The organism is Oceanisphaera sediminis (assembly GCF_039539745.1).
Classification (GTDB): Bacteria; Pseudomonadota; Gammaproteobacteria; order Enterobacterales; family Aeromonadaceae; genus Oceanimonas; species Oceanimonas sediminis.
Window position 1 is genome coordinate 1 of sequence record NZ_BAABDS010000022.1, and the last position, 22,455, is coordinate 22,455.

The 22,455-nt window shown below is 50.2% G+C and carries 20 protein-coding genes and 2 pseudogenes; 13 read left to right on the top strand and 9 right to left on the bottom strand.

Going from position 1 to position 22,455, the window contains the following annotated elements; translation table 11 throughout:
• The 7 genes from ABD827_RS06940 to ABD827_RS06970 all read right to left on the bottom strand — a co-directional run.
• Positions 1–818 (bottom strand): formate dehydrogenase beta subunit (locus ABD827_RS06940; RefSeq protein WP_486348558.1); only part of this gene is annotated, 818 nt, incomplete at its 3' end.
• On the bottom strand, positions 818–1,309 hold the full coding sequence (locus ABD827_RS06945; protein WP_344963584.1) for a formate dehydrogenase subunit gamma: 492 nt from the start codon (positions 1,307–1,309) through the stop codon (positions 818–820). The genes ABD827_RS06945 and ABD827_RS06940, both read right to left, overlap by 1 nt.
• A gap of 339 nt (positions 1,310–1,648) precedes the next feature.
• Complete coding sequence (locus ABD827_RS06950; protein ID WP_344963586.1) at positions 1,649–2,284, bottom strand: N-carbamoylsarcosine amidohydrolase; 636 nt, start codon at positions 2,282–2,284, stop codon at positions 1,649–1,651.
• Positions 2,271–3,323 carry a 2,5-dihydroxypyridine 5,6-dioxygenase NicX family protein gene (locus ABD827_RS06955; RefSeq protein WP_344963588.1) on the bottom strand — a complete coding sequence of 351 codons (1,053 nt, stop codon included), beginning with the start codon at positions 3,321–3,323 and terminating at the stop codon, positions 2,271–2,273. Before ABD827_RS06955 ends, ABD827_RS06950 begins: the two co-directional genes overlap by 14 nt.
• Before the next feature lie 34 nt (positions 3,324–3,357).
• Positions 3,358–4,176: an alpha/beta fold hydrolase gene (locus tag ABD827_RS06960; protein WP_344963590.1), complete on the bottom strand. Its 819-nt coding sequence runs from the start codon at positions 4,174–4,176 to the stop codon at positions 3,358–3,360.
• Between the two features lie 22 nt (positions 4,177–4,198).
• Positions 4,199–4,951 (bottom strand): maleate cis-trans isomerase family protein, encoded by a 753-nt coding sequence (locus tag ABD827_RS06965; protein ID WP_486348559.1) that lies wholly within the window; start codon positions 4,949–4,951, stop codon positions 4,199–4,201.
• A gap of 25 nt (positions 4,952–4,976) precedes the next feature.
• Positions 4,977–5,939, bottom strand: coding sequence for an amidohydrolase family protein (locus tag ABD827_RS06970; RefSeq protein ID WP_344963592.1), 963 nt, complete (start codon positions 5,937–5,939; stop codon positions 4,977–4,979).
• A gap of 526 nt (positions 5,940–6,465) precedes the next feature.
• On the opposite strand from ABD827_RS06970, the gene ABD827_RS06975 reads away from it, so the two are divergent.
• Complete coding sequence (locus ABD827_RS06975) at positions 6,466–9,336, top strand: FAD-dependent oxidoreductase (protein ID WP_344963594.1); 2,871 nt, start codon at positions 6,466–6,468, stop codon at positions 9,334–9,336.
• A gap of 18 nt (positions 9,337–9,354) precedes the next feature.
• Entirely contained in the window at positions 9,355–9,861 is a 507-nt protein-coding gene (locus ABD827_RS06980) for an aromatic-ring-hydroxylating dioxygenase subunit beta (protein WP_344963596.1), read from the top strand.
• A 55-nt stretch (positions 9,862–9,916) separates the two neighbouring features.
• On the opposite strand, the gene ABD827_RS06985 is transcribed toward ABD827_RS06980, so the two are convergent.
• Positions 9,917–10,438 (bottom strand): MarR family winged helix-turn-helix transcriptional regulator, encoded by a 522-nt coding sequence (locus ABD827_RS06985; RefSeq protein WP_344963598.1) that lies wholly within the window; start codon positions 10,436–10,438, stop codon positions 9,917–9,919.
• Between the two features lie 853 nt (positions 10,439–11,291).
• On the opposite strand from ABD827_RS06985, the gene ABD827_RS06990 reads away from it, so the two are divergent.
• The 8 genes from ABD827_RS06990 (at position 11,292) to ABD827_RS07025 (ending at position 20,630) form a co-directional block, all read left to right on the top strand.
• A complete protein-coding gene (locus tag ABD827_RS06990) occupies positions 11,292–11,894 on the top strand; it encodes a TRAP transporter small permease subunit (protein ID WP_344963600.1) in 603 nt (200 codons plus the stop codon).
• Positions 11,887–13,260 (top strand): TRAP transporter large permease, encoded by a 1,374-nt coding sequence (locus ABD827_RS06995; protein WP_344963602.1) that lies wholly within the window; start codon positions 11,887–11,889, stop codon positions 13,258–13,260. The genes ABD827_RS06990 and ABD827_RS06995 overlap by 8 nt, the downstream gene beginning before the upstream one ends.
• A 64-nt stretch (positions 13,261–13,324) precedes the next feature.
• On the top strand, positions 13,325–14,413 hold the full coding sequence (locus tag ABD827_RS07000; RefSeq protein ID WP_344963604.1) for a TRAP transporter substrate-binding protein: 1,089 nt from the start codon (positions 13,325–13,327) through the stop codon (positions 14,411–14,413).
• 63 nt (positions 14,414–14,476) lie between these two features.
• Positions 14,477–16,855, top strand: coding sequence for a xanthine dehydrogenase family protein molybdopterin-binding subunit (locus ABD827_RS07005; protein ID WP_344963606.1), 2,379 nt, complete (start codon positions 14,477–14,479; stop codon positions 16,853–16,855).
• Positions 16,836–17,660 carry an FAD binding domain-containing protein gene (locus ABD827_RS07010; RefSeq protein ID WP_344963608.1) on the top strand — a complete coding sequence of 275 codons (825 nt, stop codon included), beginning with the start codon at positions 16,836–16,838 and terminating at the stop codon, positions 17,658–17,660. The genes ABD827_RS07005 and ABD827_RS07010 overlap by 20 nt, the downstream gene beginning before the upstream one ends.
• Complete coding sequence (locus ABD827_RS07015; RefSeq protein ID WP_344963611.1) at positions 17,657–18,796, top strand: 2Fe-2S iron-sulfur cluster-binding protein; 1,140 nt, start codon at positions 17,657–17,659, stop codon at positions 18,794–18,796. Before ABD827_RS07010 ends, ABD827_RS07015 begins: the two co-directional genes overlap by 4 nt.
• Before the next feature lie 243 nt (positions 18,797–19,039).
• The gene (locus ABD827_RS07020; RefSeq protein ID WP_344963613.1) at positions 19,040–20,002 is read left to right on the top strand and encodes an XdhC family protein; all 963 of its coding nucleotides are present in this window, start codon (positions 19,040–19,042) and stop codon (positions 20,000–20,002) included.
• A 1-nt stretch (position 20,003) separates the two neighbouring features.
• Positions 20,004–20,630, top strand: a complete 627-nt coding sequence (locus tag ABD827_RS07025) for a nucleotidyltransferase family protein (protein WP_344963615.1) — start codon at positions 20,004–20,006, stop codon at positions 20,628–20,630.
• A gap of 54 nt (positions 20,631–20,684) precedes the next feature.
• Here the strand turns inward: ABD827_RS07025 and tatA are convergent, their stop codons facing one another.
• Positions 20,685–20,831, bottom strand: coding sequence for a twin-arginine translocase TatA/TatE family subunit (gene tatA / locus ABD827_RS07030; RefSeq protein WP_344963616.1), 147 nt, complete (start codon positions 20,829–20,831; stop codon positions 20,685–20,687).
• Between the two features lie 266 nt (positions 20,832–21,097).
• Between tatA and ABD827_RS07035 the strand changes: the two are divergent.
• From ABD827_RS07035 to ABD827_RS07045, 3 genes and pseudogenes are all read left to right on the top strand, one after another.
• Positions 21,098–21,221 (top strand): annotated as a pseudogene (locus ABD827_RS07035) (ISAs1 family transposase); the annotation flags it as partial.
• Positions 21,222–21,365: 144 nt separating this feature from the next.
• Positions 21,366–21,716 (top strand): annotated as a pseudogene (locus ABD827_RS07040) (ISAs1 family transposase); the annotation flags it as partial.
• A gap of 243 nt (positions 21,717–21,959) precedes the next feature.
• The gene (locus ABD827_RS07045) at positions 21,960–22,334 is read left to right on the top strand and encodes a group II intron maturase-specific domain-containing protein (protein WP_344963617.1); all 375 of its coding nucleotides are present in this window, start codon (positions 21,960–21,962) and stop codon (positions 22,332–22,334) included.
• The last annotated feature ends 121 nt before the right edge of the window (positions 22,335–22,455 follow it).

Below are 22,455 nucleotides of genomic sequence, written 5' to 3' on the forward strand. Positions count from 1 at the left end.
TCGCCACAGATGTAGGCGCCGGCGCCGAGCCGCACTTCCAGCTCGAAGCGACGGCCGCTGCCGGCCACATCAGAGCCCAGAATACCGGCGGCATAGGCCCGCTCGATCGCCTGGTTCAACAACTCATTGGCCAGCGGGTATTCTTCCCGCAGGTAGATGTAACCCTGGGTGGCGCCCACCGCCAGGCCGCTGATGATCATGCCCTCGATCAGCATGTAGGGGTCGCATTCCATCACCATACGGTCGGCAAAGGTGCCCGAGTCGCCCTCATCCGCATTACAGACGATGTATTTCTGCGAGGCTTCGGTGTCCAGCACCGTCTGCCACTTGATACCGGTGGGAAACGCCGCCCCGCCCCGGCCGCGCAGACCGGACGCTTTTACGCAATCGACCAACTGCTGGCTGGAACGGGTTATCGCCTGGTCCAGGCCCTTGAAGCCGTCCAGCGCGCGATAGTCATCCAGCGACACCGGGTCCGAGATACCGATGCGGGAGAAGGTCACCCGTTGCTGATTTTTCAGATAGGGGATCTGGTCGGTCAGGCCCAGGGCCAGCGGGTGCTCGACGGCACCGCGCTCGAAGCCGGCGTCGAACAGGGAGGCCACGTCGTCCAGCTCGACCGGGCCGAAGGCATAGCGGCCGTCTGCGGTTTCCACCTCCACCAGCGGCTCCAGCCAGAACAGGCCCCGGGAGCCGTTGCGGATCACTTCGATATCCAGGCCACGCCGCTCGGCTTCGCGCCGGATCAGGGTCGCCACCTCGTCGGCGCCCAGCGACAGGGCCGTGGTTTCATAGGGAACATAAACTCGCAGCGTCATTATTTCAGCTCCAGTTTGAAGGTGGTCAGCTCGTCCACCAGCCGATCGAATTTGGCCGGGCTCATGCGGCCCTTGATCTTGTCTCCGACTCGAATGGAGGGACCGGTGGCGCAGTTGCCCAGGCAATAGACCGCCTTCAGGCTGATGTCCCGGTTCGGGGTGGTCTGGTCGAAGTCGATGCCCAGCTTTTCCCGCACATGGCGTTCAAACTCGCGACAGCCCTGGGCCTGACAGGCTTCGGCCCGGCAGATTTCAATCACGTGCTTGCCCGGCTTCTCGCTGCGAAAATAATGATAAAAACTGATCACCCCGTGCACATCGGCCGCGGTGCTGCGTAAATGGGTGGCTATCACCCCGATGGCGGCATCGGGAATATAGCCAAACTGGTCCTGAATACGATGCAGGATGGGCAACAGCGCGCCGGGTTTGTGTTTTGTCGACGTCACTATCGCTTCGATAGTGTCTAGAATGCCTTCTTGAGTCTTAGACATAGTATCAATCTCATTCAATAAACATGCGCGGCAAACCATCTTTCATATTTCGGCCCAATGACTCCGAAACTGTGTAGACCCCGTGTCTTGGCATGATGCCGGACACTAATCCATGAAAAATCAGATATGCAGATGATCCTACTAATTGACAAAGAAAAAGGGAGCCATATCGGTTGATATTCTCCCCATTACTCTGTGATTATCGAAGAAGACTCTGAGCCAGAGCCGATTCAGTGACCGGGCGTGATACACCTATGGCATAAACCCATCCCTGGCGTTAAAGTGCTGCCCGGCATTACCCGATCTCTGCTTCTAATACTTTGTTACCGGAGCTACGGCTCAGGCCGTGATTTCCGCCAAGGCGCTTAGAGCTTCATCTCGAGTCATGACGGTGGCGTTTTTCTGCTCCATGTCGAACAGGTTGGCATGGTGAGGCTCAAGAGCTCGATCACCCACGCAGTCTGATACTACCAAGGGGCGAAAGCCGTATGACATGGCATCGACTACACTGGCGCGCACGCACCCACTGGTGACAGCGCCAGCAACGACCAGAGTCTGTACCCCCCGCTGTGCCAGCCAAGCAGCCAACGAGGTGCCAAAGAAAGCGGAGGGTACGGTTTTCCGTACCACGAATTCACCTTCCGCGGGCGTCAGTTCGGGCACGATGGCGCTGTTGTGAACACCTTCTTTCAGCGTCAGCATGGCGGGAATTTTGAGCGAAAAAATATTGTGGTCGGCGCCATCGTCAGCAAACACAATTCGGCTGTGAGCTACGGGCCATCCCGATTTCCGTGCTGCCTCGAGGAGGGGAACCGTATTGTTAATAGCCTGCGAGATATTGCCGCCACCGAACACGTCGGGATCGTTAAAGCCGTTAACGAAGTCGATTATCAACAGCCCGACTGGCGGCTTGAGCTCTAAAGGGGTCCCGAATCCCTGACGCTGATAAGTGGATATATCGTTACGTGCTTTCATTTCGGTATCCATCCATTACTTTGCCGTTTTTTACCATATCGATGCCATCGAGACGAACAGTGCATCCTCGCAGTGGGATATCGATATGACAGGTCGTTGTTCTGTTTCCGCCGGCCTCATTGTTAGGGCCGAATGAGAACAGGAAGTTCCCCTCAAATGCTCGGGCATCCATGCCAATTGTGGCTTCGCGGTCGTATAGGCTCAAGGTTGTCCAGTGCGCACGAGGCTGTAATCCCCAACCAATGTGGGAAAAGGCATAGGCTTCCGGATCTTTGAAAGAGGCCATGTATTCACGCAGTAGGTCAGCATCCAGGCCACCTTCTATACTGATGGCATAGCCATCCTTGATGGTGATGGTGATAGGCTCGCTGACGTAGGATTTTTGGGGCAGTAAAATGTCGCCACGATCGATCACTATCTGTCCATTGGCACTGAGTTCATTCGGCCAAGTCAGAGCAAAGCAGCTAGGCCAGTGATCCCAGCGACCAGGCTCATCTACATAACCGTATTCGCTGATCGCTGGAAATTCTCCCAGCTGAAAGTGTATATCGGTGCCTGCACCCGATACGACGTGCATTTCCTTGGCTTGGCTTAGCTTTTGGCTAGCAGCCATAACACGCTCACGATCGGTTTCACTTGGAATCATTCTTACCAATACCTCGGGAGGCTCTACTGCCAGCAGGATCTTTGTGCCGCCTTTCAATATTTCGTGCTGTTCAGGAGAGAACAGCAAGGTCATTAAATCGAGAACTAGATCGCTTTCTTTGAGTATTGCAAGAGCCGCTTTGTTGCCCGTCAGCGGTGTAGTTCCAAGGTAGGCAAGGGAATCCCGGCTTAGGGCTTTCTCTCCATTCACCGGCGGCAAATCGAGACGATTGACGATAGCTCCCATGGACTGGGTGGCGATCAATGCACTGGATAGAGTCTGCGGATGGGTTGATGTACTGGTCAGTATTGTAACCGTCTGACCAGGTTCGAGCTTGGACAGGGTCAGCACCTTTTGCCAAGCGTTGACCATCTCATAGTCACTAATCGACATTTTGTCCTCCTTGTATCTGATGTAGTGAGTGATCTCAGTCGACTAGGGAAGTACCGAGGAAGCTGCCAAACGCACGATAAAAGCCTTGTTCGTCATCCCAAGGGATCATATGACCGGCATCCGGTACGTGAGTTACTTCAACATTTTCAAGAAGAGCTTTAATTTCATTTATGTCTTCTTCAAGGATCACTCCGCCGCGACCGGCGACCATAAGCATGGTCGGGATATTGATGTGGGGCATATCCGCATGACAGTCGTCACGATGGAAATCTTCAAAGCTGGTACGGATCGCGCTCTCATTGCAGGTGTGTAGCCACTGGGCGCGCAGACGAACCTGTTCTTCGGTCCAGGTCGGACAGAATTCGCGCATTTCTTCCAGGCTGATTCCCTTGTTTGCCATACGAATTGAGTCGACATACCAAGGAAGCTTGGAGGGATACTCGCGACGTCCAGGGCCTGAAACAGGAGGATCTAGCATTACCAGTTTGGTCAGCGCCGCTGGCTGGCTACGGGCGGCGCGCAAGCCGATGCGTGCGCCCATAGAGTGTCCGACCACGGAGTAGCTTTTCAGACCAAGCTCTTCTGCAAATGCAAGCAGATCGGCTGCTTGAGCATCCACGCTATAATCCAGGTTATCCGAAGCTTCCGATAGCCCTCTGCCGCGCACGTCGAGGATGTAGGTGTCAAAGTACTGGCCAAAATGCTCTCCAACATAGCCCCAGGTTACCGCTGGGCTGGTGATCCCGGGGACGATGATGACAGGATCGATCCCTTCTTTCTTTCCGCCGTAACGAAGGTAGTGCTGTCGAATACCGTTGGCCTGAACATGACCGCCGTATAAATAAGTGCTCATTGGAATATCTCCTTACGGGTTATTAGTAGGCACCTGAAAGCAGGGCGCCGGCACCAGGTACAACAGGTTCGAGATCCAGTTTCTTCAGCATTGCATAGGTGGTTGCAATGGCCGCGGTAACTACCGGCTTGCCGGTTAGCGCTTCCACTTTTTGAACCGCAGGCAGCGAGGGCATCTGAACGCAGGCAGAGAGGACGATAGTATCGACATCATCCAGATTCATTGAGGCAACGATTTCTGGCAAATTCATCGGGTCGTGGCGAGCAACGTCAAGGTTATCCGGGATTTCCAGAGCACGGTAATCCACTACGTCAAACCCTTCATTACGGATGTAGTCGACCACTAGTTCGGTCAGTGGCTTCATATAAGGTGCGACAAGTGCAATTCGCTTGGCGCCCATAACCTTAAGGCCGTCCACTAGAGCGCCAGCGCTGGTGACGATTGGTGTTTCCACTCCATTTTCCAAAGTGCGTTTGGTCAGCCTAGATTCGGACTCCCGATGATAACCCAAGCCCATCGACATGATGGCGACGAGGCAGGCATATCCCATTACATCTACATGAGCGTCACTTAGTTCAAGTGCACAGCGATCCGATTCGATATCCATGGCGGCCAGCTCTTCTTTACTGACCTTTTTCATGCGCATACGGCTGGAGTGAAAGGTGAAACGTTCCGGACGGATTTGCTGGCGAGCATTAAGCATCGCTGGGATTTCTGTTTCCATGGTGATGTTAGAGCTGGGTACAATCTGGCCAATACGATATGGTTTCTGCATTGTCTTCTCCTTTGAGGAAGGTTACTTATAGTTTGAAAATCCGTTCGGCGTTGCCATGGCAGACGAGCTGCCTGATTTGATCGTCAAGAGGGGCCTGCTCAATGAAGTCGGCGGCGGCCGTGGATGACTCATAAGGGAAATCGACAGAAAACATCACGGCTTCTGCCCCCATTTCCCCTATGGCGCCAAGGAGAGCGTGAGGAGAGCAGACACCAGAGGTAGTGATCAGGATGTTGCTGCCAAAGTATTCGGAAGGGCGCCGGGCTAAGGTTATACCGTGAGGATAGGCTTCGAAGCGGCTGTCAAAGCGCCAGCGGAGAAACGGCAAGCCTTCCCCCATATGACCCAAAATTACTTTTAGATTTGGGAAACGGTCGAACACTCCGCCGAACAACAGTCGCAGCGCATGAGTGCCAGTTTCCACTCCCCACCCCCAAGTGGCTCCAGCAAGCTCGGGATGTCCTTCACAGGCCGCTAGGGGCGTGCAGGGATCTATCGGGTGCAGATAAAAAGGTACATCCAGCGCCTGCATCCGTTCCCAAAGGATGTCGTAGGCCGGGTCATCGTAATAAGTACCATGGGTATGACCGTTAACTAATGCGCCTTTGAAGCCGAGCTGGACAACTGCTCGCTCTAGCTCGGCGGTCGCGGCTTTAGGATCCTGCATGGGCAGACTGGCAAAGCCGGTAAAGCGGGTAGGATGTCGAGCTATCTGGGCTGCTAGGAAATCATTATTTTCCCTAGCCCGTTCAATGGCCCTAGCCTTGTTGGTTTCGCCCTGCACGCCAGGCCCGGTCTGGGAAAGAATCACAATGTCAATACCGGCCTTGTCCATTTCGGCAAGGCGGATTTCGTCAAAATCGGCGAGTGCATAGGACAGTTCCTTGAATACTTTCGGATCAAGATGTTGTTGAAAACTTTTTGAATACTCCTGAAACCCGGGGGCCATGAAGTGTTCTTCCAGGGCTATCTTCCTAATTCTGCTCATTGTTAATGTCCTTATCAGTGATTTCCGCCACCTGAGTCGGTATGCAGGGTAATAAGTCAGCAGTGTCCATCAGAGCGTGGAAGGTCTGCGCACACCATGAATACCACTTGGATATTCAGCACCGAACCATCAGAGATAGTCAGTGTGCTGATCTTGATTATACTCAGTATACTGACTAATTAATCGTTATCAATATTAACATTATAAATTCCTGTTCCTAACACTAACCCGGTGGTCAGGTTTACCGAGTCAGGGCGCCATAATGGGGCTTTATATGTCCATACAGCGGCCAATAGGTTGATTAATTTGGTTGTTTTTTTGGGGGGGTAGTGTGGATATCACGGTCGGAGGTGAGGACTGTGAGGAATGGATGTTAATTTGTTGTAATCGAACATATGATCAGTATACTGATTAAGAGTCACCATGTAGCGATGACGTTGTGAGCATTTTAGTGAGAATGTAGTCAGTATGCTGATTAGTTGGATCGCGAAGATGCAAGGGAAGTTCAGGATAAAGGGAGTTCAAAATGGCTTGGCACTTCTTAGGTACCCAGGATGAGCTGCTGGGGGAAGGCAAGATAAAAGCGATCACTGTTGAAAATACACCGATCGCGCTTTACCGCATTGACGGTCAGTATTTTGCAACCAACAACATTTGTACTCATCAGACAGCGCTGTTGTCCGAGGGATTTCTCGAGGATGGCTGCATCGAATGCCCTCTTCATCAGGGACGTTTCGATGTCCGTACCGGCAAAGCGTTGTGCGCACCTCTAAAAGAGGATCTGCAGACCTATCTCGTGAAAGCCGATGATGAAGGGGTATTCATTGATATTACCCAATCGGCCGCGATCAACGAAAAGCCTGTAGGCGAAGAGAAAAAAGCCGTATCGGCGGCAGTTGGAAAGTTTGTCATTGTGGGGGGGGGGCAGGCTGCAGCCAGTGCTATAGACACGCTGAGAAAAGAAGGCTTCACGGGCCGTATTTTAGTAATTAGTGAAGAATGGCATGTACCTTACGAACGGCCTCCGTTATCAAAAGACATCCTGCTGGGTCGTGGTGGCCCGGAAGTCTGCCAATTACTGAGCCATGATCGCCTGAAGGAACTCAGTGTCGAGTTTAGAGGTGGGTTGGTCGCTGTTAATATGGATACGGATAAAAAGGCCTTGATGCTTAGTGACGGTAGCGAAGAGACCTATGACAAATTGTTGATAGCAACCGGTGCTCGGCCCCGATTGCCCGATATACCGGGGATCGACCTGCCACATGTCCATGTATTAAGAAGCCTAGATGATGCTATTGCCTTGAAAAGGTTGCTCAAAAAGGGGCGCAGAGTCGGTATTATCGGTGGTGGTTTCATCGGGCTGGAAGTGGCTTCCGTTGCCTCCGAGCTGGAAGTCGAAGCTGTGGTTATTGAAGCCGGCCCGAGGATCCTAGCCCGGGTTCTGCACCCGCTTGCTGGGCTGCGCATCCATCAGGCGGCAGAAAAGCAAGGGGTCAGGATCATCACTTCTGCCCGTACGCTGGGATTGCGTCAGACCACATCGGGTATCCAGATAGAGCTGGATACCGGCGAGTATCCAGAAGTCGATGTCATTGTGGTGGGTATTGGTGCCCAGCCGAACATTGAGTTGGCCCATAGCGCTGGCATCGAGTTGGGGAATGGCATCAAGGTCGATAAATCCTGCCGGACTTCGGCGGCTGATGTGTATGCTGCGGGTGATGTTGCTACCTGGCCTGGCAGCAACGACGGACGGCGACTGGAGTCCTGGCAGAATGCTCAGGAGCAGGCAATAGTGGCCGCCAAACATATGGCGGGAGACGAGCAGGCAGGCTATGACATTCAGCCCTGGTTCTGGTCCGATCAATTTGGCATGAATATCCAGTTGATCGGCCTCCCTTCTCCCGACCATGAAGTCATTATGAGCGAGAACAAGGAGTTGTCGGAAGCCGCTTACTATCTGCATGACGGTCAGACGCTGACAGGTGTCGTGGCGTTTAACATGCCCAAAGCCATACGGGATGGACGCAAGTGGCTGGCGCAGAAATTTTCTGTCGATGACCTGAAAAAGAATCTGGAAACCAGCCGCAAACAGCCGGATGGTTTCAACAAACATTGTAAACCAGGGCAACTTATTGCGAGGAGTGGAGCCAGTAATATGAACATCAACGACTATTATATTTGGCCCAAGGAAGGATCGACACGCATTCCGGACTGGGTATATACCGACCCCTATATTTACGAGCAGGAAGTGGAGAAAATATTTCAGGGTGATACTTGGAATTATGTGGCACTGGAAGCTGAAATACCCAATCCGGGTGACTATGTTCGTAGCCATGTTGGTCCAACTCCGGTTGTCGTGAGTCGTGATGATGACGGTGAAATCAACGTATTTCTTAATCGCTGTGCCCACAGAGCGGCCGAGTTTTGCCGAGACCTGCGAGGCAACGCGAAAGAGTTTGTTTGCCCTTACCATCAATGGTCTTACGATCTTAAAGGTAACCTAGCTGGGGTGCCATTCCGTCGGGGAGTGGATGGCAAAGGAGGCATGTCCAAAGACTTCAAAAATTGTGACCATGGGCTGACCAAGCTGCATATTACTACCCGTCGCGGTGTCATTTTTGCGTCATTTTCAGATAATATGCCGACACTCGAGGAGTACTTGGGTGAAAAGGTGTTAGCAGAGTTTGATGCTACCTTTGACGGACGTCCGCTCAAGGTGCTGGGTTATTATAAAAACACCCTGCCGGGTAACTGGAAGCTATATCACGAGAACCTGAAAGACCCTTACCATGCGACCTTGCTGCATACCTTTCTGGTCACTTTCGGATTACTGGTGGCAGGCAACAAGTCCATGATGCTGTCTGACCCCTCCGGCTTGCACGGGGTTATGGCTTCTGCACGTGCAGACGGAGACACTGTCAGCTCCGAAGCACGCCAAGAAATGCGATCGTATCGTGACGATTTCTCATTGGAATCCAGCGAGTTTCTGGAGCTGGTACCCGAGTTCGACTCTCCCTGGAGTGTGACCATGTCGACCATATGGCCAAATCTTATTGTGCAGCGAGAGCTGAACACTCTGGGTGTGCGGCAGATTGTGCCCAATGGGCCCAATGAAATGGTGATGAACTGGACTATGTTCGGGTTCGAAGGCGATAGCGAAGAGATGACTCGTCACAGACTTCGGCAGGGTAACCTGATGGGACCAGCCGGCTTCCTCGGGCTGGAAGATAACGAGGCGATGAAATTTGTTCAGGATGGCATGAAACGCTCTGTATCCGGAGAACACTTAGTGGCACTGGATCCTGAAACTGAAACCGGCACCGCAGATACCCTTATTTCGGAATCCGCAATACGGGGCATGTATAAAGCATGGCGTGAAAAATTGGGTATTTCTTGAGCGGAAGCCGGAGGGAACATGAAGAATATCGAACAAATGTTAAAAGAAAAAGACCTGTCAGAGCTGAACGTGGCGATAGCACAGTTCAATGCTAAATATGCAGAAGTATTGGATGATGGTGATTTGATGGACTGGCCGTCATTCTTCTCGAATGATGCCATCTATAAGGTGACTTCACGAGAAAATTTTGAGCGAAACCTCCCGGTCGGTCTGGTTTATTGTGAGAGGCTGTCCATGATAAAAGATCGGGCTTTAGCAATATCCAACACTGCGATGTTCGCACCTCGCTATCTGAGACATTTCATCAGTAATACAGTGGTTGAGCAAGTGGGAAATAACCAAATTGTGTCGTCATCGAACTATATTTTGATGCAGACACTGCATGATAACCCAGAGTCAACGCTACACCAGGTTGGAAAGTATAACGATATTTTTGTAGTTGAAGGGGGGGCGCTCAAGCTGAAAGAACGGATCTGTATCTACGATAACCTGCTGCTAGATAACTCACTCGTTTATCCGGTTTAACAATAAAAATGAACTGGACTACTGGCATGTAATCACTTGCATACCAGTAGTCTTATTATTTTTTTATTCTTGTTTGAGGATTGAAATCAGTACGGCCAAGGTGGTTGTTTTCCGTTACCAGCCGCAGCAAAAGGCTTATGAAAGTGGCCTTTTCCTCTTCTGAAAAAGGAGCCATGAGCTTTTTCTGAGACTCTTTCATGGAGTCAAACATAGCCATAAGAACCTCTTTTCCTTCACTGGTCAGACTGACCAGCTTCATGCGTCTATCGTGCTCGGCGGTTTTTCGCACGATGAACCCCCGTTTTTCCAAGCGCTGCAGTACATCTGCGACATTGGTGCGATCGATACCAAGTTCTCGGGCCAAAGTAATCTGATCCGGACCGGGGTGGTCGAACAGCTCTGTCAGAACGCCATACTGAATCGGAGTCAAATTGAACTCTGAACATTCTTCTAGGAACAAGGCCTGGTGAATCTGGTGCGCGCGCCTGATCAGAAATCCGGGGCGCCTCCATAGTGGCAGGGTATCTCTCAGTTCTGCATTGGGTAATTTTGATGTTTCGTTGAAAATATCCTGCATTATAGTTCCTTTTTACATTGAATCGGTTGATGGTGTATCCGAGTGCTATGCCTCATCAGGTTACCCTGTTAGTACCATGATGATATGGTCTCTTTTTCGGGGGAACATGATGAATTTACGTTTCAGTGGTGTGGCTATCCTCATTCCAGCATGGTCGAGATGGTTTTACTTTAGTTTACATTTTACCCTGTTATTTTTATCACTTCAGCAACAACCTAGAGTCCAGCATGACAGATTTTCATTCGACTACAGAATCGCTGGCGCTTCCTCAATGAGTTCAGCTCTTCTCGATGATCTCCGCCTCCAGGGGCTGTAGCAATTCACTGGGCTGCACACCCAGGGCGAGAGCACGAATGAATCTAGATCACACTTCTGAAGGTGGAACGGTTGCCAAACAAGCTTGATCGCCATCTTTAGGTAAGATGAACGTTCGAAAAGTGTGATCTGGCTCTATTCACGCTCTCGCCCTGGCTGCACACCCAAGCTAACGCTGTTCATATAGATCTTTAAAATTATGATTAATTTTTCAATCATTTAACACAAAACAGAATCAAACTCCACCGCATATTGATATGGTAATTTTTTATGCTGTTTTTTATATACCTAAGAGTAAATCACCATTTTTTGTTATTCACATGTTATTCCTTTGTACTTTCCTGTTGTGCGGTAGAGATGGTTATATTAACATAGTCAGTGTACTGATTATATGGTCATTTACGTGAGTCGCCTGAAGGTTGCACGTAGAAGGATGTACCCAAATACAAGGAGGCAGTATGGGGCTGGATAACGCGTACAGGTGTCATTCGTTACTAGCAATGGAGAGCCTGAATATGGTGATCAGGAGGATTGCGTAATGTTAATAAAATATACCGTAGATATGATCGACGGACTCAACCATAGGCTTGGAGAGGCTCTCAAATGGGGCTTGCTTCTCACTGTTTTCCTGACTGCTATCACTGCCATCTTGCGATATATGTTTGGAATCGGCTTTCCCTGGCTTTCCGAAGCTGCAGTCTGGATGAATGCCATGGTGTTTACGCTGGGCTCTGCCTGGGTGCTGCAGCAGGAAGGACATGTTCGGGTTGACTTGTTTTATGGGCGGCTGAGTGAAAAAGGCAAGGCATGGATCAATCTGTTTGGTAGCCTTGTCTTGTTATATCCGATGTTATGGGTCATTGCCGTCAAGAGTTGGCCGACCATCTATCGTTCATGGTCTCAATTGGAAGGCTCCCCCACCATCAATGGCCTGCCCTTCATGTATCTGCTGAAAAGCTGTATCGGGGGATTCTGTATACTGCTGGCCTTGCAGGGATTGAGCATGATACTCAGATCCATCCTTGTTATTAAAACTCCCAGACCCCGTGAGTCGGGAGAGTACTTATCTGCAAAAGTCAGGGGAGACGATAAGGAAAAAGTAAAAGGAAATTTCTGCCAAAAAGGAGTTAATCATGGCTGAACTATTGGTTTTTATATTGTTCGCCGGTGCGGTCTTGGGACTGATGAGTGGCTTTCCGGTCGCGCTAACTCTGGGCGGTGTATCAGTACTGGTAGCCTTGCTGGGAGCGACTCTTGGTGAAGTCGACATGGCGCTGATGGGGGCTTTGCCTGGCCGTCTAGTTAGTATTATGACCAATGAAACCATGTTGGCTGTGCCTTTGTTCGTATTTATGGGAACCGTGTTGGAGCGCTCTAAGCTGGCAGAAGAGTTGCTAATTACAATGGGGCAGCTGTTTGGCGGGCGTCGTGGTGGATTGGGCTTTGCAGTTTTGTTTGTCGGCGCCATGCTGGCAGCATCCACAGGTATCGTCGGAGCTACCGTTGTGGCCATGGGGCTGATCAGTATCCCGGCCATGCGGCGTGCCAAATACAAGGAGTCCTTAAGTTGTGGACTCGTATGTGCCTCTGGTACATTGGCACAGCTTATCCCTCCTTCTACCGTACTGATTTTGCTGGGCGTAATGCTGCAGGATGCCAATACCCAAGCCAAGCTGCGTATGGGAATTTTTGACGGTAATCCGCTAACTGTAACTGACCTGTTCGCCGCGGCGATAGTGCCGGGATTCTTGCTGGTCAGCCTCTATACTGCCTGGATGTTGTTTGTGGCATTGAAAAACCGGGAAAACTGTCCACCACTGGAAATGTCTGATGAAGATCGCAAATCATTGATGAGAAATGTGATCTTTGCCATGTTTCCTCCGTTGTTGCTGATCGCATTGGTACTCGGTTCCATTCTGTCCGGAATTGCTACCGCCACTGAATCGGCAGCGCTAGGTGGCGTTGGTGCACTGGCTCTTGCCTTGTGTGGCGGAAAATTCAACAAGAGGAAGCTGGGGGAAGCGGCCCGTTCTGCGATGCTGATCAGTGTGATGATTTATACCATGTTGATTGGTGCCACCATTCTGTCCGCTGTATTTCGCATACTGGGCGGTGAAGAGATGGTTGCGTCTCTGTTGGAAGTAGTTCCAGGAGGTGCCCTTGGCGCGACGCTGTTCGTACTTGGCATGATGTTCATTCTTGGATTCCTGCTTGATACCTTCGAGATAATTTTTATTGTTATTCCGATTTTTGGTCCACCATTGCTGATGCTGGGTGTAGACCCTTTGTGGTTTGGTATCGCTGCAGCTCTAGTATTACAAACCAGTTACCTTACCCCACCTTTCGGCTTTGCCATCTTCTACCTGCAGGGAGTAGTGGATAACCTGAAGTTAACCACAGTTTACCGTGGTGTAGTGCCATTTGTTGCCATTCAGCTATTTGCCGGAGTGTTAATATGGCTCTGGCCAGGAATGGTGATGTGGTTACCTAAGTTACTTAATTCATGACAGCTCATATAGCTTGGCTGGTATCAGAATGAGTAAAACTTGAGTTAGATAAAAGGAGTTTACCATGGAACGTCGCTCTATATTGAAAGGTGCTGGATTGGGATTGTTGGCAGCAGGGGCAACCCTTGCTGGAGCACCTGCTATTGCAAAAGGAATCAAGCAATGGCGAATGCAAATGACTTGGCGAAAGAATTCCCCCCTACTTTCAACTGGTCCCCAAATAGTTGCGGACTACATCAACAAGGCATCCAATGGCAGACTTGAGCTCAAACTCTATGCAGCCGGTGATCTGGTCTCACCTTTTGAGGTGATGGATGCAGTTGCGGATGGCACCTTACATATGGGGCATGGATACCCAGCCTACTGGTCAGGGAAGCAGCCTTCTGTTCAATTTTTTTCTCCCATACCCTTCGGGTTGACCTCGCAAGAGCAGAATGCCTGGCTTCATTATGGTGGAGGTCAAGCTCTGGCCGATAAGGTATACGGCCAGCTGGGAGTTAAATTCCTTCCCAGCGGTAATACTTCCGTTCAGGCGGCGGGCTGGTATAACAAAGAGTTGAACTCCATCAATGATTTCAAGGGACTGAAGATCCGCAGTAGTGGTATTGGCGCCCAGGTGCTGACCGAGATCGGCGGGGTGCCTGTGCAAATGCCTTTGGGTGACGTACCCCAGGGGTTACAGTCAGGTGTGATAGACGGTGCCGATTTTGTGGGACCTTATAACGACATGGCTTTTGGTCTGCATAAGGTAGCTAAGTATTACTACTGGCCAGGGTGGATGGAGCCGAGTGCGGTTCTCGATTGCTTCATTAATCAGGACGCCTGGAACTCTCTAGATAAAGATCTGCAAGAAATTGTGACCGGAGCTAATGCCATGGCCAACCAGATGGTGCTTAGCGAATTTGTCACGAAAAATGCTCAGGCGGTAAAAGTACTTAAAGAGGAACAAAATGTTGATTTCCGCTTACTAGATGATCCGACTTTGAAACATCTGGGCAAAGTGTCTCAGCAAGTCATTCAGGGAGTAGCGGATACAGATAGCCTGACACGAGAGGTATATGCATCATTGAGTAGCTTTATGAGCACTGTACGACCGTACACTGAACTTAGTGAAATGCGTTTCTTGGATGCCCGGGCGCAGCTACTTCTCTAATAAAACTAAATTTTATACCCAGGCTTTCTGTCATGCAGGAAGCCCGTTCGGATAGGAGTCCTTATGAACAAAAGTGGTATTGGAGCTCGTGTACGACGAGTGGAGGACAAGCGTCTTCTCTTGGGGAAAGGGCGTTATGTTAGCGACATTCGTATTCCGGGAATGAAAGATGTTGCCTTTTTACGCAGCCCGTTGGCACACGCAAGGATAAAAGGGATTACCAAGCCGGCCGGTGCCGAGGATCGCGTCTTTACCTGTGAGGATATGACAGATGTTAAGGCCATCAGGGCCGACTCTAGCCTGCCCAGTTACCGTGATTCTGAACAGTGGGTATTAGCAAAAGATAAAGTTCGCTTTGTGGGTGAGGCCATCGCCATGTGCATTGGGGCCCACAGGGCAGAAGCCGAAGACCTGGTTGAAGGGGTTGAGGTTGACCTTGAAGAACTTGAGGCAATTACCAGCATTGAATCTTCGATGCGAACAGATGCAGCCAGAGTACATGAGCATTGGGATGACAACCTGTTCCTAAATTTTCAAGTAGGTGAGGATCCCTCTGAATTAGAACGTATTGCCGACGTCATTGTTGAACGTGAATATAGCATGGCACGTCAGGTAATGAACCCAATGGAAGGGAAGGGCATTGTTGCCCATTGGGACGAAAAAGAAGATCAGCTGGTAATATATACCTCCACTCAAGTCGCTCACTTGATCCGTACCGGGTTATCTGAGTGCTTAGACCTACCTCAAGGTAAGATTAGAGTTATAGCTCCCGATGTTGGTGGTGGTTTCGGTTATAAGTGTATTTTACAGCCTGAAGAAGTGGCAATTGCCTGGCTGGCGTTGAACCACAAGGCGACCTACCGCTGGATCGAAGACCGCAGGGAGCACTTGGTGGCCGGAGCGAATACTCGGGAGCACCGATATAAAATCAAAGCTTATGCGGATAAGCGTGGTCGGCTACTTGGTCTTGATGCAGAAGTGGCGGTTGATATCGGTGCCTACTCGGTATGGCCCTTTACTGCGGGAATAGAAGCAGCACAGGCCGGAGGAAACCTCCCGGGGCCTTACAAATTTGATCATTACCGCTGCAAGATATTGGCTCCAGCGACCAATAAACCACCTTTCTGTCCGTACCGCGGGGTAGCACGCCCGGGAGTATGTTTTGCCATTGAGCGCACTATAGATGCAATAGCTAAAGAAGTGGGTCGAGAAGCCTGGGAAGTGAGGGCGGAGAACCTAGTCCGCACAGAGGATATGCCGTATGACAACGTGACGAACAAACATTTTGACAGTGGCAACTACCCGGAATCATTGAAAAAAGCTGTTGAAATGATCGACCTTCCCGCTTGCAGAGAACGCCAGAAGTTTAGTGGTCAGAAGAATGTGCGTATTGGTGTTGGTTTTGCCACCTTTACCGAACAGTCAGCCCATGGCACCAAGGTATTTGCTGCTTGGGGCCTACCACTAGTACCTGGTTATGAAACCGCCACAGCCAGGTTGACTGCCGATGGTGGCTTGGAGATAAGAGCCGGGATAAACGGAATCGGGCAGGGCATTCAGACTACGCTGGGTCAGGTGGCGAGCGAACTCACCACCATCCCCATCGAGCGCATCAAGGTTATTCTGGGCGACACTAGTGCCACACCTTACTCAACCGGGGCCTATGCCTCACGAGGAATGGTGATGGCAGGAGGCGCCGTGTCCAAGGCCTCATCGTTACTGGTAGATAAACTGAAGAGGTTGGCGGCCGGCATGATGGGCTGCTCCGAACAGGATATCACCATAGCAGATGCACGTGCACATGGCCCCCAGGGTAGCCTAGGCTTTGATGAGCTGGGAGATGCTTGGTTTCTGCACCCGAACAAGCTGCCGGTAGGAGGACTTATTGAGGGTCTTGAAGCCACCGGATATTACAAGCCCAAGGTCGATAGCGGTGCATTCTCTTATGCCACTCATGCCGTAGTGGTGGCTGTTGATACCGACACCGGAAAGGTAGATATCCTCGATTACGCCATCGTTGAGGACTGCGGACAGGCAGTAAACCCCATGATCGTGGAAGGTCAGACCATTGGTGGCACTGCTCAGGGAATTGGCACAGCTCTTTATGAAGAAGTGCGTTATAACGCCAAGGGCCAGCCGCTGACGTCAACTCTGGCCGACTATATTCTCCCCGGCGCGACCGAAGTACCTAAAATTCGGATCGAGCACCTAGTCCATTTGTCTCCCTATACCGCCCACGGTATCAAAGGGATTGGTGAAGGGGGAGCGATTGCTCCTGCCGGTGCAATCATCAATGCGATCAATGACGCTATTGCCTCTCTGGGAGCGGAGATAAATGAAACACCTGCATCTCCCGAACGTATCTTGCGGGCCTTGAAGAGTGCAGAGGATCAATACCGAATCGAGGAGCAGGAGAAGACATATGAAGCCCGTGCAGTTTAAATATGTCTCGTGCGTGGAAGTGAGGCATGCGACGACATCATTGCAGCAGCTTGCGAATGCTAAATATATTGGTGGTGGTCAGTCACTCGGCCCTATGCTGAATCTGCGTCTTGCCCGCCCGGAAACCCTAGTTGGCGTTACGACCATTCAAGCTTTGCAGCAAATAAAAGAAGACAAGAAAGGGATCAGTTACGGTGCGGCCACCTGTCATGCAAAATTTGAAGATGGTCTGGTTCCTGATGCAAGCAATGGCATGCTCCGTCATGTTGCTGGAGGTATAGCCTATCGCGCGGTGCGCAACCGGGGTACCTTGGGTGGCAGCTTAGCTCATGCCGATCCAGCAGCCGATTGGGTGAATGTGATGGTGGCGCTGGATGCCCAGATTCAGGTGGTTGGCCCAGAGGGAGAGAGAAGTATTCCAAGCGCAGAATTTATGCAAGCAGCTTTTATGACCGCATTACAGCCCGGAGAAATGATTCAATCCGTGTGGGTTCCCCGACTTAGTGCTAACGCTCGCTGGGGATATTATAAATGCTGCCGTAAGGTCGGCGAGTTTTCCGAGGCCACCGGCACGGTCGTTATCGACCCCGAACGAGGCTATGCCCGTATTGTGTTGGGAGCGCTGGATGGTCCTCCCGAACTGCAGGAAACTCTGGCGGATATCCTTTCATCCAGGGGGACCGAGTCCGCAATGGATAGTGTAGAAGAGGCAATAGCACCTTCTCTTGAAGGAATGACAAGCTATCGTCGGCAGCTTTGTATTACTGCAATACGTCGGGCTTTACAGCAGCTAAGGGGTAAATGATGAGCAATCAGAATACACTCGAGCTGGTCAGTCTCGAGGTTAATGGCCACTCCTTCACCACAGCGGCAGAAGACCGCATCAGTGTGGCGGATGTGCTGAGAGAAAAAATGGACCTGACTGGGACTCACTTAGGTTGTGAACAAGGTGTTTGCGGTGCCTGTACTGTAGAAATAAACGGCGTACCTTCCCGTTCTTGTATTACGTTCGCTAAGTCTTGCCAGGGTGCTAAGGTTCGAACCATTGAAGGCTATGATGACGATCCCATTATGGCGGCGCTGCGTGATGCCTTTAGTGAGCATCATGCCTTACAATGTGGTTTTTGCACACCAGGAATGCTGGTGTCTAGCTATGACATCGTTAAACGTGGTGAGGCTAGTACGGAAGAGCAGGTAAGAGTCGCGCTGAGTGGTAACTTGTGTCGTTGTACTGGCTATCAGGGGATTGTGAATGCGGTCATGTCTGTGTTGAGCCGGCGTGACGAATTCATTATTACGCCATCACCCGAGCCTGCATCACAAAGCCAATACAAGGGCGAGCTACCATTATTTGAACGTACTACTGGTAAAGTGGATACGGTGGTCAAGAGTACCGCTGGTGAAGGTGGTGACAATAGCATTGTTGAAAAAGTTAAGCTCTCGCATTCTGAAGGGGAAGTATGGTCCCTGCTACGAGATGTGGAACAGGTGATTCCCTGCGTACCGGGAGCAACATTACTGGAACACAAAGGTGAGCAATTAAAAATCCAGATGGAGGCATCATTCGGTGCTATTAGCGCCAAATTCCAAGGAGACGGGCGCTTTATCTTTGATGATGAGCAACATGAAGGGCGGTTTGAAGGAGAGGGTAAAGATGCCCGTAGCGGCTCTGGTGCAAAAGGTACGCTTCATTTTCATCTTATACCCGATGGGGACAATAGCTGCTGGCTGGAGCTGGAGGCTAGCTGGGAAGTATCTGGTGCTTTGTCACAATTCAGCCGAGGCGGCCTTATCAAGAGTTTTGCCAGTGCCATTACTCGTATGTTTGTGAATAACCTAGCGAAGCGTTTAAAAGGCGAAGCGATCGATCCTTCTAAAGGTGCAAAGTTAAGTCTTATCCAACTGATTTGGGCTGTATTGTCAGGGTGGTTTAAACGTTAAAAATCAAATGTTAGCTTGGTATCAATGAATAAATTAATCTTGGTCATTTTTTAAATGACCAAGATCTGGGGTAGTCATTTATTTTTAGCTCACTACTTTTTTTGGATGTTGTCACATTTAAAAATATGACGTTATCAATGATCGGGTATTTTGGAATCTGTCTGGGTTGGGTTTATAGCCTTTATAAGGCACTATGACAGCTCACTTGGAAGTGACGGACGCCACTAGAGGAAAGCAGTGATTATGCAGCATCTCGATCTCGAAGTTATTGATCATGCGCTAAGCTGGAGTAATGCCGGAAACACCATTTGGTTATGTACTGTTCTGGCTACGTATGGATCTTCACCTCGTGCGCCAGGAGCCATGCTGGTCGCCCGTCAGGATGGCCAGCATGTGGGGTCTCTCTCCGGCGGCTGTGTAGAGGAAGACTTTCTGGAGCAGTTGCAGGCAGGAAGATTTTCCTCTGCCAATGAGATTATTCGTTATGGTGACAATGATACAGACAAGGAGCGCTTGAAGCTGCCCTGTGGTGGAGTGCTTGAGGTATTGGTAGAACGTTTGCTACCTACCGAAGAGCATCAACAGCATTTGTACCACTTGCAGCAGGCGTTGTTAGGGCAGCAGCGTTGTATCCGGGGAATCAACCTGGAAACGGCGAAAATCAGCCTTTTTCCGGACGAGAGCGAAGGTCCTCGGATAGAAAGGTTAGGGATGACGGTGCGAGTCAGAATCGGCCCCGTGCGTCGACTTGTGATTGCCGGTATTTCTCCGGTTTCCGTTGCTTGTGCTGATTTTGCTAGAACACTGGGTTTTGAAGTCATTGTCTGTGATCCTCGGGAAGAAGTGTTGGCAACCTTTGATGTTCCGGGTATTAATGTTCAACCGGTATTACCATCCTTATATCTTGAGCGGAAAGGTTGCCATGCTCAAACAGCCATAGTAGCTTTATCTCATGATCCACGTATTGACGATCTGGCTATGATTGATGCTGTACAGACCCCTGCTTTTTATATCGGGGTTATGGGTTCTCATAAAACCTCTTTAACTAGGGCTGAACGATTACGCCGATCGGGTGGACTTAACGAACAGGATATAGCTCGTATTCGTATGCCAATAGGATTGAATGTTGGTAGCAAAACACCGGCAGAAATCGCACTGGCAGTGATGGCTGACATCGTTCGAGTTTATTATGGTAGAGAGAAATAATATGGAAAGACCTATGGAGGAAGCTAATGGCGATGTGATAGCGGTCGTGCTGGCGGCAGGCCGTGCAAGACGTTTTGGATCGGATAAACGATTGATACATTTAGAGGGCGGCTGCACTTTGTTAAACCGAACTCTATCCGTAGTCATTCCAAATTTTTCAACCACTTATGTGGTCTTGAAAGAAACGGATGACCCACAGGTATTACTATTTCCGGCGTACTTACGGCAAGTGAAGATAATACGAGCTCCTCATGCCGATGGTGGTTTGGGCAGTAGTATTGCAGATGCTTTCTGTATACTTAAAACTGACCACGGAATGGCTGCAGCCATTTTTCTTGGTGACATGCCATGGCTTTTGCCTGCGACATGCCGGAAATTAATCACTTGTGCGGCAGCAGAGAAAATTATCCGTCCCCATTATACAGGTCAGTTAGGGCATCCGGTTATCTTTGGCCGTGATTTTTGGGCGGAGTTACAACAGGTTAAAGGAGAGAATGGAGCGCGAGAATTGTTTCAGCGCTATGCTAAAAGCTGCCTATGGGTTGAAGTTGACGACCCTGGAGTGACCTTGGATATAGATTACCCCGTTGATATTAAGAATAATGAGTATTTGGTTAGTAATAGGTAATGATAAAGAGATGCTCACATCTAAAATTATTTAGTGTTTCCTTTTTTATTGCTTCTAATCTTCTTTTATGGTTTTTTTAAATCCTTTGATGGCACTGCCCAAGTCACTTCCCAGTCCACGTATTTTTTTTGATCCAAATAACAGCAATAAGATTAATGCCAAAATAAGAAGTTGTGATGCACTTATGCCACTCAGTCCCATAAACTAGCTCCATTTAAATGACAGATATACCCCATCAGGTTATTTAAGAGGATAAACGATTTACGGTACGGTTCCAAGAATAATGCCGAATTAGAAAGATATTTATTTTTAGTTTTACCGGCTTATGGATCGAGGGCGGGGACATACTTTGTTAATGAAATTCGAGCAGACGTATAGCCTGTTATCTAATTAGCTCCTCTGGCCGGAGGAGCCTGATCATGACCCTGATTGAACACCTTACTCTTTTTTAAGAAACCCGCTCGGACATCAACCGTAAGCATGATCTGGTGGATGTTCCTGGTTATCAGCGTCATCATGGCTGGTGCTGAGGGCTGGCAAGACATTGAAACATATGGCGATGCCAAAGCTGACTGGTTACGCCAGTACCGTCCTAGGGTGAGAGCACGAATGAATCTAGATCACATTTCTGAAGGTGGAACGGTGGCCAAACAAGCTTGATCGCCATCTTTAGGTAAGATGAACGTTCGAAAAGTGTGATCTGGCTCTTTTCATGCTCTCGCCCTGAGTACCGTCCCTTTTACTTATGGTATTCCGCATCGATACACCATTGCGTGTATTCTCCACTGCGTGGTGATCGAGTCCTTGCTGGAAGCATTGCTAAACTGGGTCAACGAGCTCAGGACCCATCGCGGTAAACCCATTATTGCCTTCGACGGCAAGGTATTACGCAGGTCCTATCGCAACAACGTTGCCCAGGCAGTGCAGTTGGTCACCGTCTACGATACCGAAAACGGCCTGGTATTGACTCAGAAAGCCACCTCATCCAAGAAGGGCGAAATCACGACCGTCCGGGAGATGCTGGATGTGCTCAACTTAAAAGGGGCTGTGGTGGCGCCGAATGCGCTGTACTGTCAGTGTTCGACAAGTGGCTGGAGAAGCACTTTCCTCGAGTTCCGTGGTGCCGGTATGCCGACGATGGGTTAGTGCATTGCCGTAGCGAAGCCGAGGCCCGTCATATGTTGGCGACTGCGCGAACGCTTCGAGGCTTGTGGGCTGGAGCTGCATCCCGAGAAGACCAAGATTGTCTACTGTAAAGACGGCAGCCGAAAAGGTAACCATGAACACACTTGCTTCGACTTTCTGGGCTACACATTCAGACGTCGGCTGGTGAAGAACAGCAAGCGAAACAGCTTGTTTGTCAGCTTCACCCCCGCAGTGAGCAAGGTTGCGCAAAAGGCAATGCGAAGGAAGATCAGAGAGTTGAGGGTACGCAGTCGAACGGACCTGAATATAGCCCAGATTCCGGGCTGGTTTAATCCGATAATTAACGGTTGGCTCGGCTATTATGGCCGATATTACAGATCGGCGCTGTATGCTGTGTTTCGACACATCAACAAAACCCTGGTGAGGTGGGCGCGGCGAAAATACAAAGCGCTGCGTCGCCACAAGATTCGTGCTGGCCGGTTTTTGGAAGGAATCGTGCAGCAGAATCCGCGTCTGTTTGCCCACTGGCGGGCAGGAATGGTAGGAGCGTTTGCCTGATGGGAGCGGTATGAATTGAGAGGTTCACGTACCGTTCTGCGAGAGGCCGTGTGTAGTGGTCAACAAAAAGTGGCCACGGTTTTAGAGCTTTTCCAGAACCGCCGTTCAGACTCGTTTGGTG